This is a genomic window from Streptomyces sp. NPDC031670 (genome assembly GCF_055580545.1).
The window spans coordinates 466,979-482,181 of record NZ_JBVILC010000001.1 but is presented as its reverse complement, the minus strand read 5'-3'; the positions used below and the strand labels follow the sequence as shown (position 1 = coordinate 482,181).

Sequence of the window (15,203 nt, the reverse complement as noted above, 5' to 3'; positions counted from 1 at the left end):
GGGACCGGACGCGATCGCTAGTCTGGCCCGGACGACAGGGAACCGGGAGGAGCAGGGACGTGGCCGAGAGCACCACCCAGCAGACCCTTGTGGGCTGGGACAAGCCGGATCTCGATCTCAGCAAGGCCGACTGGAGGTCGAGCAGCCAAGGGACGGGGGACGTCCAGATCGCGTTCGTGGAGGGGTTCATCGCGATGCGCAACGGGGGCCGCCCCGGCAGCCCCTCGCTGATCTTCAACCCGGCCGAGTGGCGCGCCTTCGTGCTGAACGCGCGCGACGGCGAGTTCGACCTCACCTGAGGCACGGGACGGATCGGGCCGCCCGGCCCGGTCGCCGTCTGCCGCGCACCCGCCCGGCCCGCGCGCCGGGCGGGGCCGGAGCCCGCCCGGGGACGGCCGCCCGCTGAGGACGGACGCCCCCCGAGGGACGGGCGGGCCGGTCAGGGGCCCGGAGACCGCCCCGGTCCCGCGCTTGCCCCCGTGACTGCCGTGAGCCGCATGCCCGGCCACTCCCTCGTGCTCGGCCTCGCCCTCACCGGGCGTCAGGCGTCCAGCGCGTCCGCCTGCTCGAAGAGGTGCGCCCAGGGCCGCTGCCCCCGGCCCGCCGCCTCGATGCCGGTCCTGTTGTACCGGGCCGTCGTACGCGACCACGCCAGATTGCCGCTCATCAGGGCGCGCATCCCGGCCACGTAGTCGTCGACCTGGGCCCGCAGCTGGTCCGAGACGCCGGTGCCCGCCAGCGTCCCGGTCAGCTCGGCCGCGAGTGTCTGGAAGCGCTGCACCCGGGAGTTGGCCATCCGGGCGACCTCGCGGGCGGCCCGGTCCACCGAGAGCCCGGACCCCTTGTGCAGGATGATCACGCTGTTGTTGACGTCCCCGGCGGCCAGTTCCTTGTCCGCGGAGACGATGTCGTTCACGAAGATCACCACATCGGCGGTGATGCAGCGCATTTCGGCCAGTGGACTGCCCCGGTGCAGCTCGTCGGGGAGCGTGTACCGACCGCACCGCTCGACGAGATCCAGACAGGGCTGGACCCCTATGGAGTCACGGCGCCCGCGCAGGAAGCCGGGCAGCGACGGCAGCCCGGTCCGGGTGCGGTTGACCGCCTCCCAGTGGTAGGCCGTCAGATAGTCCCGCCAGTGCTCGCGGAAGCGGTTCTGCCACAGCAGCGGGGTGCCGTGGCACAGCCGCTTCCACAACTCCGCGAGGGTGCCCGCGAGATGGCTGGTGGGGTCGCCGGGGGCCGGGCCCCGCTCGCTCATCGTGCGCAGCATGATGTCGATCTGCCGGGCCACCGCGTCGGGCTGCCGCCCTATCGGACCGTCGAACTGGTCGTCGAAGACGAAGAACCAGGCGTTGAGGTCGGTCGCCAGCGCGAGATCCGCGTCGGTGGCGTCCGGATAAAAGTACGCCATCAGGCGTTCCAGCCCCATCGCGTCGTACTCGTCCGTGGCCTTCTGGTCCGAGAGCATCCCGAACCGGTGAAGCCAGTCCAGTGTGTGCCGACGCGCCAGCGCGTGGCGCGGATGGCAGCGGGCCGGAAACGGGATGTCGACCAGTCCCGTGCGGCCGTCCGACAGCTGTGGGCCTGGTGGGGACGCCATCGCTCCGCCTCCTGAACGCCGAAGGGGGTGAGCAGCCTTGGGCGGAGCTGCTGTCCGAAAGCCCATAGTGCGCCCGTGTCCGAAAGGGCACAAGCGGCGTGTGGACCGGCGCTTCGCGCCCCCCGGAAGCGGTCCAACGCCCGAGCAGATCCAGGCCAGTTAGTCAAGCTGGATTTGCAAGACAGTCACATCGGTGTCACGGTGCGTGTCCGAAAGCGTAGGCTCGGCCCTACTGGCAAAGGGGACGGTTGTGGCGGACTCGAAAGGCCGGCGGACCGGTGGTGCGCGCAGGCGGCTGTTCGAACGGGAGAACGAACTCCTGCTTTTCGAAGGCATGCTGGACGATCTGTGCGGCACCGGAGCCGAGGGGGATACGGGCGCGCCGAGCGGCGGGCTGCTCGCGATCGCGGGAGCGGCCGGACTCGGCAAGACGACCCTGATCGCCGAGATCCGCAGGGAGGCCGTCGCACGCGGCTGCACCCTGCTGACCGCCCGCGGCGGCGAACAGGAACAGGGCGTGGCCTTCCATGTGGTGCGCCAGCTGGTGCAGCCCGTACTGGCCGCGACCGGCGAGGACGAACACCGCAGGATACTGGGGACCTGGTACGACATCGTGGCGCCCGCGGTCGGCCTGGTCGCCCTCCCGGGCGGCGGCTCGCCCGACCCGCAGGGAGTGCGCGACGGCCTCGACTGGCTGGTGACCCGGTTCGCCGTCCAGCACACACCCGTCGTGCTCATCGTCGACGACGCGCACTGGGCGGACGGCGAGTCCCTCACCTGGCTGAGCTCGTTCGCGCTGCGCGCCGCCGAACTGCCGATCCTGATCGTGACGGCCTACCGGCCCGACGAGCTGCCCGCGCGGGCCGTCGAGTTCCACCGGCTGGCCGAGCGGCACGGCTCCCGCCCCGTCACCCTGGCCCCGCTCTCCCCGCACGGCGTGGGCAGGCTCGTCCACGACGTACTGCAGAACGGCGCCGACGACCTCTTCTCCCGCGAGTGCTGGGCGCTCACCGGAGGCAACCCGTTCGAGGCCGTCGAGCTGATCGCCAAGATCCACGAGCGGAACATCAAACCGCACTACGCCAACGCGGCCGAGCTGCGCGAGCTCGCCTCCTCCGCCCGCGGCAGCGGACTCGTCGAGCGCCTGGAGCGGCTCGGCCCCTCGCCGGTCAGGCTGGCCTGGGCCGTCGCCATCCTGGGCACCTCGGTCGACCCGCAGATGGCGAGCAGTGTGGGCGGACTGGGCGCCGAGGAGTCGGTGGACGCGATCGGGCGGCTGCGCGAGGCCCGCATCCTGGCCGAGCGCACGGGCGACAGCGACCGGCTGGACTTCTTCCACCCGCTGGTCGGCACCGCCGTCTACCGGGCCATCCCGCCCGCGATGCGGGTGGCCATGCACGGGCAGGCCGCCGTCCGCGTCACCGAGGCGGGCCTCGGCCCCACGGTGGCCGCCCGCCACCTCCTGGAGATGCATCCCGAGGACGACCGCTGGGCGGTGCAGCAGCTGAGGGCCGCGGCGCGCGAGTGCATGCGGGCCGGCGCCCCCGAGGCCGCCCGGCGCTGTCTGGCCCGCGCCCTGCGCGAACCGCCCTCCCTGGAGGACCGGGCCGAGGTGCTGTTCGAGCTCGGCTGCTCGGCGCTCCTGAACGAACCCGCCACCACCGTCAACCACCTCCAGGCGGCCCTGGAGGAGCCGGAGCTCGACCCCGCCCTGCGCGAGGCGATCACCTGCCGGCTCGCCCAGGCACTGGCCCACACCGACCGGATGGGTGAGGCGGCCGAGCTGGTCGCCCTCGAGGCCAGGAGCTCCAACAATCCGCGCACCCGGCTGCGGATGCAGGCCGAGGGCTTCAAGTGGAACGCCTTCCGCGCCGACGAGCAGGACTCCGCCGCCCGCTCGCGCAGGCTCGCCCGCCTCGCCGACCACCTCACCACCCGGGGTATGGCCGAGCGCTACATCCTGGGCCTGCGCGCCTGGGACGCCATGGTCCGGGGCGAGCCCGCCGCCACCGCGCTCGCCTACGCCGAGGAGGCGCTCGGCGACGGCCTCTCCTGGACCGACGAGGAGTGGGGCTTCGAGGTCCCCGTGATGGTCGCGCTCACCTTCATGTACTGCGACCAGCCGGGCCGCGCGGACGAGCTGTTCAGCAAGGGCATCGCGGAGTGCGAGAACCGGGGCTGGCGCGGCGCCCACCTCTCGTTCGGGCTCACCCTGCTCGGCTACATCCGGTTCTGCCGCGGCCGGCTCGCCGAGGCCGAGGACCTGGTCCACGGCGGACTGCGGATCGCCGACCGGGTCGGCCAGCGCATCCCCGCGCAGTGGTTCGCCCTCGGCATCCTGATGGAGATCCTGCTGGCCAGGGGGAGGGTGGACGAGGCGCAGGACCTCTCCGACCGCTACAACTACGGCCAGGTCGTCCCCAACGCCGTCGTCTACCCCGACTCCGAGACCGTCTACAGCGAGCTCCTGCTCGCCCGCGGGCTGCGCAGCGACGCCGAGCAGCGGCTGCGCGCGGTCGGCCGGCGCCTGGACCGCCGGGGCATGCGCAACCCGGCCTGGTGCCCCTGGCGGCCCCTGCTCGCCGAATCACTGGCCCAGGCCGACCCGGCCGAGGCCCAGAAGGTGGCCGACGAGGCCGTGGAGCTCGCCCGCAGGTTCGGCACGTCCGGCGCCATCGGCCGGGCCCTGCACTCGGCCGCCAAGGTCGCCACCGGCGCGAAGAGCCTCAAACTCCTCGCGGAGGCCGTGCACCACCTGGAGCGCTCGCCGTCCGCGTACGAGCTGGCCCGCGCGCTCGTCGACCACGGCGCGGCGCTCAGCCGGGCGGGTCTGCCCCAGGACGCCTCGGAGCTGCTCGTCCGGGGCATGGAGAGCGCGGCGAGCTGCGGCGCCGACGCGCTGGCGGCCCGGGCCCGCCAGGAGCTGGCCGCCTCCGGGCTGCGCCCGCTGCGGCTGCGTGCGGTGGGCACGGACTCGCTGACCACGCACGAGAAGATGGCGGCCGACCGGGCGGCACGGGGCTGGGAGAACACTCGCATCGCCGAGGAGCTGGGTGTGCGGGAGCGGGACGTGGAGCTGCTGCTCTCGGGCGTCTTCCGCAAGCTCGGTACCGACCGGGCCGGGCTGCCGGAGGTCCTGCGGCACAGCGAGCCCCACTCCGCCCCCGGGGCGCCGCCGCGCTGAGCGACCGGACGTGGGCCGGGGCCCGTCGCGGTGCCCCGGCCACGTACCATGGCGGCATGTCGTTCCTCCGCCGCCGCAGCTCCGCCACTCCCGCGGGCCCGGACTTCGATGTCCTGGCCATGGACCCGGGCGACTGGCCCGGAAACCTCGGGGCCGGGCTGCTGCCCGCACCCGACGGAAGCTGCCAGGGCGTCTTCCTGCGCTACGACCTGTTCGGCGGCCGGGGCCCCGCGATGGTCATCGGCAATCTGCCCGAGGGCTCCCCGGCCCGCGAGCTGGACGAGGGCCAGGTGCCCTTCGAGGTCGCCCAGCTCCTGCTGGCGCTGGAGAACGACGAGCCCGTCGAGGTCGTCGGCGCCGAGGACATCCCCGTGATGCAGGGCGACAACCTGCTGATCGTGCGGCGCCTCAAGCTCTCCGAGAGCCGCGTCTCCTGTGTCCAGTTCGACCGCAGCGACCGGGTGCTCGTCACCATCGCGAGCTGGGACCGGCCGATCACCGACGATCTGTACGCGCTCCTCAAGCCGCTTCCCGCGGAACTCTTCCAGCAGGGCTGACGGCGCCAGTGGCAGGTCAACGGCCTGCCACTGGTCTCCTCCACTGACACAACACGCCCTTCCCGCAGCGCTCTTGACGCGCCCTCACCCGGGGTCACACAGTGTGCGCGCACCGCACCGAGGTGAACTCCCGGCAGGAAGGGCCGCCATGACATCCCATCAGAGGACCAGGCTCGCACTCGCGCTGACCGCCACCGGGGCCTTCGGGCTCGCCCTCCTCGCCCCCGTGTCACCGGCCGGTGCCCAGGAGCGTGCCACCGAGTGCCCGCGCGTACTGAAGTGCGACTGGATTCCCGCGGCGTACCAGCAGAACGGCGACCCGGCCAATAAGCAGGCGTACGGGAACTACGACATCGCCGACCGGCCGTCCACCAACCGGATCAAGTACATCGTCCTGCACGACACCGAAGAGGACTACGCCGGGACGATCCGGATCTTCCAGGATCCCAGGAGAGCCGTCTCCGCGCACTACGTCGTCCGTTCCTCGGACGGCCATGTGGCGCAGATGGTGAAGACCAAGGACGTCGCCTGGCAGGCCGGGAACTGGTACATCAACACGCACTCCATCGGCATCGAACAGGAGGGCGTCGCCGTCGAGGGCGCCACCTGGTACACCCCGCAGATGTACCGCTCCACGGCCGCGCTGGTGCGCTATCTCGCCGCCAAGTACGACATCCCCCTCGACCGGCAGCACATCCTCGGCCACGAGAACGTGCCGCCCACCACGGCCGCGGGCACCAAGAACATGCACTGGGACCCGGGCCCGTACTGGGACTGGAACCGCTTCATGGCCGTGCTCGGCGCCCCCACCCACCCCACCGCCCGCCCGAGCAGCCGACTCGTCACCATCAGCCCCGAGTTCGCCACCAACCAGCAGGTCTTCCGCGACTGCGAGAAGAACACCGACCTGCCCGTCCAGGGCAGCAGCGCCGTCCCCCTGTACACCGAGCCCGCCACCACCGCCCCGCTCTTCGCCGACCCCGGCCTCCACGCCCCCGGTCAGCCCGGCACCAACTGCGCCGCCGATTGGGGCAGCAAGATCAGCGCCACCCAGCAGGCCGTGGTGGCCGAGCGCAGACCCGGCTGGACGGCGATCTGGTGGTACGGCCAGAAGGCCTGGCTCCGGACGCCCGAGCACACCCGCACCACCACCCCCACGGCCGGCCGGGTCGTCCGGCCGAAGCCCGGACTGACCGAGGTGCCGGTGTACGGCGTCGCCTACCCCGACAAGGCCGACTACCCGGCCGACTTCACCGCCCCGCGCGTGGGCGCCCCGCTCCCGTACACCATCAAGGCGGGCCAGTCCTACCCCGGCGGCGGCGAGGCCCCCACCGGCTACTTCTACGCGCCGACCATCGACTCCTCGCTCCCGTACGACCACACGTACTTCCCCGGCGCGGCGAAGTACGTCACCGTCCAGCTCGGCCACCGCGTCGGCGTGGTGCGGGCCGCCGACGTGGATGTCGTACGGGTGCGCTGAGGACACCCGCACACGGCGACGCGCCGCGCCCCCGGTGTGTCGGCACCGGGTGCGCGGCGCGCCCCTTTCCCGGGCCCCTCCGGCGGAGCAGGTAGCCGGACGGGCCCCTCACACGGCGGCGGTCAGCGGGTCCCGACCGCCGCACGCACGGCCCGACGCGCCATGGCGCAGTCGTCGTGCAGCCTGCGCAGCAGCAGCCGCTGCTGCTCTCCGGCCGAGGGCACACCCGGCTGCTGCGGCGAGGCGGTGCCCGAGGGCGCCGAATCGCGCATGGCGCGCTGCACGGCCGTCTCGTACGTCCGGATCTCCCGCGTCAGTACGAGCATCAGGTTCACCAGGAAGGCGTCCCGCGCGGCCGGGCCCGCGGCCTGGGCCGCCTGGCTGATCTGCCGCCGGGCCGCCGGGGCGTCCCCGAGCACCGCCCACAGCGTCGCCAGGTCGTACCCCGGCAGATACCAGCCGGCGTGCTCCCAGTCGACGAGCACCGGGCCCGCGGGCGACAGCAGGATGTTCGTCAGCAGCGCCTCACCGTGCGAGAACTGCCAGGTGAGGGAGCGGCCCGCGTGGGCCAGACCGTGCAGCAGCTTCTGGAGGTCGCTCAGATCCCGGTCGGTGAAGAGGCCGAGCTCGTGGTAGCGGGCGATCCGTGGCGCGTACTCCAGCGGCCGGGTGAACAGCTCGGTCGGCGGGCGCCAGTCGTTGACCCGGCGGATCGCCCCGAGCGCGGCCCGGATGTCGGTCCGGGGCGGAGCCTCGACCGGGTGCCGGGCCAGGGCCGCCGCCCGGCCGGGCATCCGCTCGATCACCAAGGTGCAGTTGTCCGGGTCCGCCGCGATCAGCCGGGGCGCCCGCACGGGTGGGCGGTGCCGGACGAACGCGCGGTACGCAGCTATTTCGTGCCGGAACCGCTCCGCCCAGGCGGGCGAGTGGTCCAGCAGGCACTTGGCGACCGCGGTGGCGCGGCCGGTGGTGCCCACGAGCAGCACGGACCGGCCGCTGCGCCGCAGGACCTGCACCGGGTTGAACTCCGGGCAGACGCGGTGCACGGACGCGATGGCCATCCGCAGCTGCGCGCCCTGCGGGCCGGACAGGTCGATCCTCCCGCTGAGCGGCTGGACGCCCGCCCCGGGCCGGCGCGGGGTCCGGCCGGCGCCGAGCGCCGCCGGAGCGGCGTGCGTGGGGTCGAGGTACGGTCCGCCGCCCGTCACCAGGTGGCGGTGCGGCCGGGGCGGGGCTGACACGGAGGACGATGCTGTGTACATGGGCGAGACAGATCCCTTCGTGCGCCGACGAGTTGCTGGCCAGCCCGGCCCGGTGGCCCTGATCCCACCCTGGGGAATGGGGTCCGCCTGCCGGGGCGGGGTGGCGCCTTCTTACCTGACACCCGGTCGCGGGTGGCACACCATCTGGCGCACCCTGGCGAACCCTGGCGAATAGTCCCACCGCGTCTGACAGGGGGTTACTGTCAACTCAGCCGAGAACCTGGGGGCTTGAAGTGAACGGACAACCCAACACTCGCCTGAACGACCTCTTCGGCCTCGCCGGCTGGTCCAAGGGCGAACTCGCGAGGCTGGTGAACCGGCAGGCGGCGGCGATGGGCCACCCCCAGCTGGCCACCGACACCTCCCGGGTGCGGCGGTGGATCGACATGGGGGAGTCCCCGCGCGATCCGGTGCCGAGGGTGCTGGCGGCGCTGTTCACCGAGCGGCTCGGCCGTGTCGTGACCATCGAGGACCTCGGTTTCGACCGGCAAGGGCGCACCGGGAAACGGCGGGACGTCGGACCCAAGCACAACCCCGACGGCCTTCCGTGGGCGCCCGAACGGACGGCGGCGGTCCTCACCGAATTCACGGGAATGGACCTCATGCTCAACCGACGCGGTCTGGTGGGCGCGGGCACCGCGCTCGCCGCAGGCTCAGCACTCAGCAGCGCCATGCACGACTGGCTGCACACCGACCCGGCACTCGCGGCCGACGCCCCCCGTCTCGACGATCCCCTGCACGCCGACCCCGTCGGGTACGACCGCTACGAGGCCGCCCCGATCGGGTCACAGGAGATCGGCGCGCTGGAGCGCTCGGTCGAGGTCTTCCGGGCCTGGGACGCGTCCCGGGGCGGCGGACTTCAGCGCAAGGCCGTGGTGGGGCAGCTCAACGAGGTGGGCGGCATGCTCGCCTACCGTCACCCCGACCACCTCCAGCGGCGCCTGTGGGGCGTCGCCGCCAACCTGGCCGTCCTGGCAGGCTGGATGTCCCACGACATCGGCCTCGAACCCACTGCCCAGAAGTACTTCGTCATCGCCGCGCACGCGGCCCGTGAGGGCGGCGACCGTCCGCGCGCCGGCGAAGCCCTCTCCCGCGCGGCCCGGCAGATGGTCCATCTGGGCCGTCCCGACGACGCGCTCGACCTCATGAAGCTCGCCAAGTCCGGCTCCGGGGACGAGACCCTGCCGCGCACCCGGGCCATGCTGCACACCATCGAGGCCTGGGCGCAGGCGTCGATGGGGCACGGTCAGGCGATGCGGCGCACCCTCGGCGAGGCCGAGGAGCTCTTCGTCTCGGACCGGGGCGACGTCCCCCCGCCCAGCTGGATGCAGATGTTCGACGAGGCGGACATGCACGGCATGCAGGCCCTGGCGTTCCGTACGCTCGCCGAGCACGACCCGAGCGCCGCGAACATCGCGGCCCGCCATGCGAAACAGGCGCTCGAACTACGGGTCAACGGGCGCCAGCGCTCGAAGATCTTCGACTACATCTCGCTCGCCTCGGCGTGCTTCATCGCCGACGACCCCGAGCAGGCCGACCGCTACGCCCGGCTGGCCCTGGTGTCGATGGGGGAGACCTCCTCCCACCGCACCTGGGACCGGCTGCGCGAGATGTACCGGCTGACCGGGCAGTACTCCGGATACCAGAAGATCCAGGACCTGCGCGAGGAGATCCAGCTGGCCCTGCCGAAGGCGCCGACGCGCCGGGGCGGGAACACGGACGTGTAAAGGGCGGGCCCGGACCACCGGACCCGCCTCGTCCCACCGAGCATCACTCGATCCGGACCGCCCTCAACCGACCTTCGCCGCCCGGGCGTTCACGACCCGATCCGTGCCACCAGCACGCACGCGTCGCCCTGGCGGTCCGCGTCGCCGAACTCCTCGACCACCGTACGCACCCCGTCCTGCGCGGTGCGGACCGTGTCGAGGCGGGGCGCGAGCTCCAGCAGCCTGCGGCACCCCGGCTCGTCCGAGGTGCCCCGCCGGGTCAGCCCGTCGGTGTGCAGGACCAGCAGATCGCCGGGCCTCAGCTGCACCTCGGCCTGTCCGTACCCGGCTCCTGACGTCGCTCCGAGCAGCACCCCGTCCGGGGGCGTCAGCGCGCACCCCGTCCCGCCACGGAACAGCAGCGGGGCGGGGTGTCCCGCTTGGGCCCAGGACAGGACGCGGGTGGCCGGGTCGTACTGGCAGCAGACCGCGCTGCCCAGGGCCGGCTGGACCGAGTGGTCGAGCAGCTGGTTGAGGTGGCCCATGAGGTCGCCGGGGCGGATGCCGGCGACCGCCATGCCGCGCAGCGCGCCGAGCAGCATCGCCATGGCGCCGGTGGCGGTCACCCCGTGTCCGGTGAGGTCTCCGACGGTCAGTAAAGACCTGCCGTCGGGCAGCTCCAGCGCGTCGTACCAGTCGCCGCCGATGAGCGCGCTGCTGGCGGACGGCAGATAGTGCGCCGCGACGTCGAGCGCCGCCGGGTTGCCCTGGGGCAGCCGCAGGGAACCGCGCCAGGGCGGCAGCACGGCCTCCTGGAGCTCGACGGCGAGCCGGTGTTCGGTCCGGGCGATGTGCCGCTCGCGCCGCAGCGAGTCGCGCGACTCCCGGACGGCGCGCTGGCTGCGGCGCAGCTCGCTCACATCGCGCAGCACGGCCCACATCGAGGCGGTGCAGCCGTCGGCGTCGAGGACGGGCTCGCCCATCATGTGCAGCGTCCGGACCCGTCCGTCGGTGCGGACGATCCGGAACTCGCCGTCGATCGGCTTCCCGTCGACCAGACAGTCCGTCACCATGGCCGTCAGCAGGGCCTGGTCCTCGGCGAACACCATCGACGGCAGTTCGTCGAGCGACATCGCCCCGCTCTCGGGGGGCCGTCCGAAGATCTGGAAGAGCTCGTCGGACCAGTCCACCGCGTCCGTGAGCAGGTTCCACTCGGCGCTGCCGACCCGGCTGAGCAGGGAGCCGGGCAGCGGGTCGGGCTCGAAGCGGGGCGGCTCCTCCTCGACGGTCTCCTCCGGCGCGGGCTCGGGCAGCCCCTCCTTCAGCTGGTCCAGATGCGTACCGAGGTCGTCGAGGTGATGGACCGCCAGGTCGCACAGGGCACGCTGCCAGCGGCCGTGCGCGTCGTCGTCCACGACCGCGTCCCGCCGTACGGCGTCCACTCCGCCGCGGAGCCGACGGGTCTGTGTGATCAGTGCGTCGACCGTCTCCCGCTCCGGCGGTTGCGGGCTGGGACGGTCCGCGAACAGATGGGACGGCATGACGTACTCCGATACAGGCGCGGCACTGCAAGTCGGAAGGATGGACCGGTAACGACTGTTGCACAGGCGGCGATGCCCCGTAAGGGATTTGGCAACACTCGATACGGTGGTGCTTCTGGCATATGCCTGAGGCCTTCCTTGGGCGATCAGCGCACGCCTCGCCGCACGGGATTTCCACGGGTGGGCGCGCTCCAAACCACCAGTACAGCACCGTTGAGGAGGGGAAAGGACGCCGAGGACAACGCCTCGGTGTCCGTTTTGCCCGTGATCCAGGCCCCGGGACGCCGACCGGGGCCGTCCGGGTCTGCGCGGCACCCCGGTCGAGGGCCGTGCCGCCAGGGCGGGGGCCGATCCGGCCCCGGGGCGCACAGCGGGGCGGCGCGCAACCTCCGATCGACCAATACGCCCGCGCGCCCGGCCCCGGCGACCGCCCTGCCGAAGGAGGCGAAGCGCACGGGGCTCCCGCCCGGCCCCGGCCGCTCGGCGGGCGGCACCGGAAAGGCGGACGTCGTCCGACGGGGCGCCCTGCCCGGGGGACCGCGCTGACCTGCGCCGAAACCCTTTACGGGGCGGAGAGCGAGGTTCTTGGCCGTTCATGACATCCTGTGTCGTCACAGCTCGCCGGACAGATGGGATCGGCGGACGTCCGGGGGGTTACAGGGGAAGGTCGATGAGGCTCTGCTTTCTGGTGGAGGAGCACTACCGCCACGACGGCATGCCGGTGGAGGTGATCCGCCAACTCGTCGCCTGGGGTCATCGGGTGGACGTACTGCGCCCCGGCGGCTCCCTGCTGCGGATGTCCGAGGCGGTCAGCGCGGGCAGCCACGACGCCTGGGTGCTCAAGACGGTGTCCGGCGGCCCCGGGCTCACGCTCCTGGAGGCCGCCGCCGCGGTGGGCCTGACCACCGTCAACGACGCGCGGTCGATCCGCGGCGTCCGGGACAAGGCGCTCGCGGCGGCCATCGGCCGCGGCCGGGGCCTGCCGATGCCGACGACCTACGCCGCGGCGGTCCCCGAACTGCTCGCGGAGATACCCGATTCCGAGTTCCCGCTGGTGGTCAAGCCCGCCGACGGCAGCGCCGGACGCGGGGTGTGCCTGGTCCCCTCGCCGGACCGGCTCGCCGCGATGACGGGACAGCTGGGAGGCCAGGGCATGCTGGTGGCCCAGCCGTACGTGCCCAACGCGGGCGTGGACCTCAAGGTGTACTGCGTGGGCGGTGAGCTGTACGCCACCGAGCGCTGCTCCCCGCTCCACCCCGACCACGCCGTCCGCGAACGGCGGGTGGAGCTGCCCGCCGAGGTGGCCGCGATCGTCGCCCGGGTCGGCGCGGTCTACGGCCTGGACCTGTACGGGGTGGACGTGCTGCTCGGGCCCGACGGGCCGGTGGTGGTCGACGTGAACGACTTCCCCAGCTTCCGCCAGGTCCCCCAGGCGGCGGCGCGCGTGGCGCGCGCGGTGCTGGAACTGGCCCGCACCGGCCGGGCGAGCGCCCCGGACGTCTTCCCGGCGGCGATCATCCCCGAGCAGCCGGGGGCGGCCGTATGAGGATCGGCCTCGTCACCCCGGAGCCCGGCCATCCGCTGCTCGCCGCCACCGCCGCCCTGCTCGCCCCCGACCACGCGGTGGAGGCGGTGGACCCGGACTCGGCGCCCCCGGAGCGCGTCGCCGACGTCTATCTGCTCAAGTCCCGTACGCCCCGCGCGCTCGCGCTGGCCCGGGAGCTGGAGGCGCGCGGGGCCGCGGTGCTGAACTCCGCGTCCGCGACGGGACTCGTCCAGGACCGCACGGCGATGGCCGAGGCGGCCGTCCGGGCCGGGCTGCCGTTCGCGGCGACCCGCACCTTCGCCGCGCTCGCCCCCCTGCCGGACGATCCGGACCGCACCTATCCGCTCGTGGTGAAGAGCCGGCACAGCCGCCGCCACGACCTGGTCGCCCGCGCCGACGACAGCGCGGAGCTGCGGGCGCTCGCCGAGGAGTGGGCCGGGGAGCCGGTGGTGGTGCAGGAGTTCACCGCCAACAGCGGCTGGGACCACAAGCTGTGGGTGATCGGGGACCGGGTCTTCGCCGCGCTGCGCCGCTCCGAGCTCGCGCCCGGGGGCCGCGGCCCCACCCGCTCCCTCCCCCTCGACGCGCTGCCGCCCGGCTGGGCCGCGCTGGCGCTGCGGGTGGGGGAGGTGTACGCCCTGGACGTGTACGGGGTGGACATCGTCGACGCGGACGGCGCCCCGGTCATCGTGGACGTCAACGCCTTCCCCGGGATACGGGGTCAGCTCGGCGCCCCCGAGGCCCTCGCGGAGCTGGCCCTGGCGGCGGGGAGCGGCCGGCTCATCCCGCGGTCGCGGGTACGCCCTGAGCGGGAGTCGTGTTCCACGCCGTGATCACCGGCCGTCCGTGCTCGGTCCCCAGCCGCGACACGGCTCCGGTGCCGAGCAGGAACAGCGCCCCGGAGGCGGCGGGCAGCCCGAGGTAGCGGGCCGTCAGGACGCGCAGGAAGTGCGAGTGGGCGACCAGGGCGACATCGGCGCCGGCGTCCGGGCCGCCCAGCGCGGCCACGGCCTCCGCGAGCACCCGGTCGGCCCGCTCGCCGACCTGTTCGGCGTCCTCGCCCGGGTGCGCGGCGGGCCCGGGGGCGACGCCGTCCGTCCACAGGTTCCAGTCGGGACGGTCGCGCTGGATCTCGGGGGTGGTGACGCCCTCGTACGCCCCGTAGTCCCACTCGCTCAGGTCCGGGCGCACCCGAGGGGCGGTGAGTCCGGCGAGTTCGGCGGTGCGCCTGGCCCGGGTCGTGGGGCTGACCAGGGTGAGCCCGATCCGGCGTCCGGCGAGCAGCGGCGCCACCGCGCGGGCCTGGGCCTCGCCGTGTCCGGTGAGGGGCAGGTCGGTGTGGCTGGTGTGCTGCCCGGTCAGGCTCCACGCCGTCTCGCCGTGCCGGATGAGGATCAACTCGCCCATGGATCGTTCCCGTTCTCCGCGACCGGCCGCCGGGCTCCTCCCGCCGGACCGTGTAGGGCACAACCAACCGGCGCGGAGTGACATTCCGGCAGGTGGGGCCGGTGGCGGAGATCACGGACAAGGGGCCGGGTCCCGGTCGGCGGGCGCGGCGGGCGCTCCGCGCGCTCATCTGTCGGCCAGCGTGTTCCAGAACATCTCCTCGTAACTCTGGAGCAGGCGGCCGTAGCGGCGCGCCGGAGCGGTTCCGGCCTCGGAGCCGATGCCCGAGGCGACCGCCGCCAGGGCCTGGCGTTCCACCTCGGGTGCGGGCTCGGCGAAGAAGTCGAAGAAGCCGCACGCCTCGTCCGGGAAGCCGTAGCGGGCGCGCAGCGCCTCGGCCACGGTGGCGCAGTAGCCGCCCCACGCCGCGAAGTTGGCGGTGAGCGCCAGGGCGACCGACGGTGGCTCACCGTTCAGGGCCAGCCAGGCCACCTGGGCCGGATACGCCTGGCAGCCGGCCAGCGGCTCGTAGCGCCCCACGGCGTCCGCGTCGAGCCCGCAGGCGCTCTCGTACGCGCCGAGCCGCTCCAGGGCCAGCCGTTCGCCGCTCGCCAGCGAGGCGAAGAACTCCGCGCACGCCGGATTGCCCGCCTGCGCCGAGCGCTCGGCGAGGAAGGTGAAGGCGCGCAGGTCGGAGGCGATGACATGGCGCTGTTCGAGGGCCAGCGCGGCCAGTGTGTGGACGGTGGCCGAGCCGTCCGCGATCCGGGGCACCAGCCGGTTGGCGTCCTTCGCGGGAGCGAGCTCCGCCGTGATCCGCTCCACCAGTTCTCGGGCCGTCTCCGCCATACGGGACCCCTTCTTCCGTGTGCGCTCGTGCTGCCCAGGCTCTCACGCGGGCAGGGGACGAGGGGGTCCGATCGGGCGGAATCCGGCCG

General features: G+C 73.4%; 12 protein-coding genes. 7 read left to right on the top strand and 5 right to left on the bottom strand.

Annotation, left to right across the window (positions count from 1 at the left end; translation table 11 throughout):
• Window positions 1–59: 59 nt before the first annotated feature.
• Complete coding sequence (locus tag ACZ5ID_RS02200) at window positions 60–299, top strand: DUF397 domain-containing protein (RefSeq protein WP_406552082.1); 240 nt, start codon at window positions 60–62, stop codon at window positions 297–299.
• A gap of 242 nt (window positions 300–541) precedes the next feature.
• Here ACZ5ID_RS02200 and ACZ5ID_RS02195 read toward each other — a convergent pair whose 3' ends face one another.
• The gene (locus tag ACZ5ID_RS02195) at window positions 542–1,603 is read right to left on the bottom strand and encodes an isoafricanol synthase (RefSeq protein WP_468892604.1); all 1,062 of its coding nucleotides are present in this window, start codon (window positions 1,601–1,603) and stop codon (window positions 542–544) included.
• A gap of 334 nt (window positions 1,604–1,937) precedes the next feature.
• Here ACZ5ID_RS02195 and ACZ5ID_RS02190 point away from each other — a divergent pair, with 334 nt between their 5' ends.
• The 3 genes from ACZ5ID_RS02190 to ACZ5ID_RS02180 all read left to right on the top strand — a co-directional run bounded on the left by ACZ5ID_RS02190 (window position 1,938) and on the right by ACZ5ID_RS02180 (window position 6,824).
• Window positions 1,938–4,787 carry an ATP-binding protein gene (locus tag ACZ5ID_RS02190; protein WP_468893147.1) on the top strand — a complete coding sequence of 950 codons (2,850 nt, stop codon included), beginning with the start codon at window positions 1,938–1,940 and terminating at the stop codon, window positions 4,785–4,787.
• A 56-nt stretch (window positions 4,788–4,843) separates the two neighbouring features.
• Window positions 4,844–5,344 (top strand): hypothetical protein, encoded by a 501-nt coding sequence (locus ACZ5ID_RS02185; RefSeq protein ID WP_468892603.1) that lies wholly within the window; start codon window positions 4,844–4,846, stop codon window positions 5,342–5,344.
• A 148-nt stretch (window positions 5,345–5,492) separates the two neighbouring features.
• Complete coding sequence (locus tag ACZ5ID_RS02180) at window positions 5,493–6,824, top strand: N-acetylmuramoyl-L-alanine amidase (RefSeq protein WP_468892601.1); 1,332 nt, start codon at window positions 5,493–5,495, stop codon at window positions 6,822–6,824.
• A gap of 122 nt (window positions 6,825–6,946) precedes the next feature.
• Here ACZ5ID_RS02180 and ACZ5ID_RS02175 read toward each other — a convergent pair whose 3' ends face one another.
• Window positions 6,947–8,086: an aminoglycoside phosphotransferase family protein gene (locus ACZ5ID_RS02175; protein ID WP_468892599.1), complete on the bottom strand. Its 1,140-nt coding sequence runs from the start codon at window positions 8,084–8,086 to the stop codon at window positions 6,947–6,949.
• A 233-nt stretch (window positions 8,087–8,319) separates the two neighbouring features.
• On the opposite strand from ACZ5ID_RS02175, the gene ACZ5ID_RS02170 reads away from it, so the two are divergent.
• Window positions 8,320–9,813 carry a DNA-binding protein NsdB gene (locus ACZ5ID_RS02170; RefSeq protein WP_468892597.1) on the top strand — a complete coding sequence of 498 codons (1,494 nt, stop codon included), beginning with the start codon at window positions 8,320–8,322 and terminating at the stop codon, window positions 9,811–9,813.
• Between the two features lie 89 nt (window positions 9,814–9,902).
• Here the strand turns inward: ACZ5ID_RS02170 and ACZ5ID_RS02165 are convergent, their stop codons facing one another.
• Window positions 9,903–11,333 carry a PP2C family protein-serine/threonine phosphatase gene (locus ACZ5ID_RS02165; protein WP_468892596.1) on the bottom strand — a complete coding sequence of 477 codons (1,431 nt, stop codon included), beginning with the start codon at window positions 11,331–11,333 and terminating at the stop codon, window positions 9,903–9,905.
• A gap of 670 nt (window positions 11,334–12,003) precedes the next feature.
• On the opposite strand from ACZ5ID_RS02165, the gene ACZ5ID_RS02160 reads away from it, so the two are divergent.
• Together ACZ5ID_RS02160 and ACZ5ID_RS02155 are read left to right on the top strand one after the other, a co-directional pair.
• Window positions 12,004–12,879, top strand: coding sequence for an ATP-grasp domain-containing protein (locus tag ACZ5ID_RS02160; RefSeq protein ID WP_468892594.1), 876 nt, complete (start codon window positions 12,004–12,006; stop codon window positions 12,877–12,879).
• The gene (locus tag ACZ5ID_RS02155; RefSeq protein ID WP_468892592.1) at window positions 12,876–13,712 is read left to right on the top strand and encodes an ATP-grasp domain-containing protein; all 837 of its coding nucleotides are present in this window, start codon (window positions 12,876–12,878) and stop codon (window positions 13,710–13,712) included. The genes ACZ5ID_RS02160 and ACZ5ID_RS02155 overlap by 4 nt, the downstream gene beginning before the upstream one ends.
• On the opposite strand, the gene ACZ5ID_RS02150 is transcribed toward ACZ5ID_RS02155, so the two are convergent.
• The gene (locus ACZ5ID_RS02150) at window positions 13,660–14,286 is read right to left on the bottom strand and encodes a histidine phosphatase family protein (RefSeq protein WP_468892590.1); all 627 of its coding nucleotides are present in this window, start codon (window positions 14,284–14,286) and stop codon (window positions 13,660–13,662) included. The two genes, ACZ5ID_RS02155 and ACZ5ID_RS02150, sit on opposite strands and share 53 nt — an antisense overlap.
• Before the next feature lie 165 nt (window positions 14,287–14,451).
• The gene (locus tag ACZ5ID_RS02145; RefSeq protein WP_468892588.1) at window positions 14,452–15,114 is read right to left on the bottom strand and encodes a transcriptional regulator; all 663 of its coding nucleotides are present in this window, start codon (window positions 15,112–15,114) and stop codon (window positions 14,452–14,454) included.
• Window positions 15,115–15,203: the final 89 nt, after the last annotated feature.

What these genes read in the sequence shown, in the direction of transcription:
- ACZ5ID_RS02195 (WP_468892604.1), bottom strand. Translation starts at nt 1,603, where the DNA reads ATGGCGTCCCCACCAGGCCCACAGCTGTCGGACGGCCGCACGGGACTG.
- ACZ5ID_RS02190 (WP_468893147.1), top strand. Translation starts at nt 1,938, where the DNA reads ATGCTGGACGATCTGTGCGGCACCGGAGCCGAGGGGGATACGGGCGCG.
- ACZ5ID_RS02185 (WP_468892603.1), top strand. Translation starts at nt 4,844, where the DNA reads ATGTCGTTCCTCCGCCGCCGCAGCTCCGCCACTCCCGCGGGCCCGGAC.
- ACZ5ID_RS02180 (WP_468892601.1), top strand. Translation starts at nt 5,493, where the DNA reads ATGACATCCCATCAGAGGACCAGGCTCGCACTCGCGCTGACCGCCACC.
- ACZ5ID_RS02175 (WP_468892599.1), bottom strand. Translation starts at nt 8,086, where the DNA reads ATGTACACAGCATCGTCCTCCGTGTCAGCCCCGCCCCGGCCGCACCGC.
- ACZ5ID_RS02165 (WP_468892596.1), bottom strand. Translation starts at nt 11,333, where the DNA reads ATGCCGTCCCATCTGTTCGCGGACCGTCCCAGCCCGCAACCGCCGGAG.
- ACZ5ID_RS02160 (WP_468892594.1), top strand. Translation starts at nt 12,004, where the DNA reads ATGAGGCTCTGCTTTCTGGTGGAGGAGCACTACCGCCACGACGGCATG.
- ACZ5ID_RS02155 (WP_468892592.1), top strand. Translation starts at nt 12,876, where the DNA reads ATGAGGATCGGCCTCGTCACCCCGGAGCCCGGCCATCCGCTGCTCGCC.
- ACZ5ID_RS02150 (WP_468892590.1), bottom strand. Translation starts at nt 14,286, where the DNA reads ATGGGCGAGTTGATCCTCATCCGGCACGGCGAGACGGCGTGGAGCCTG.
- ACZ5ID_RS02145 (WP_468892588.1), bottom strand. Translation starts at nt 15,114, where the DNA reads ATGGCGGAGACGGCCCGAGAACTGGTGGAGCGGATCACGGCGGAGCTC.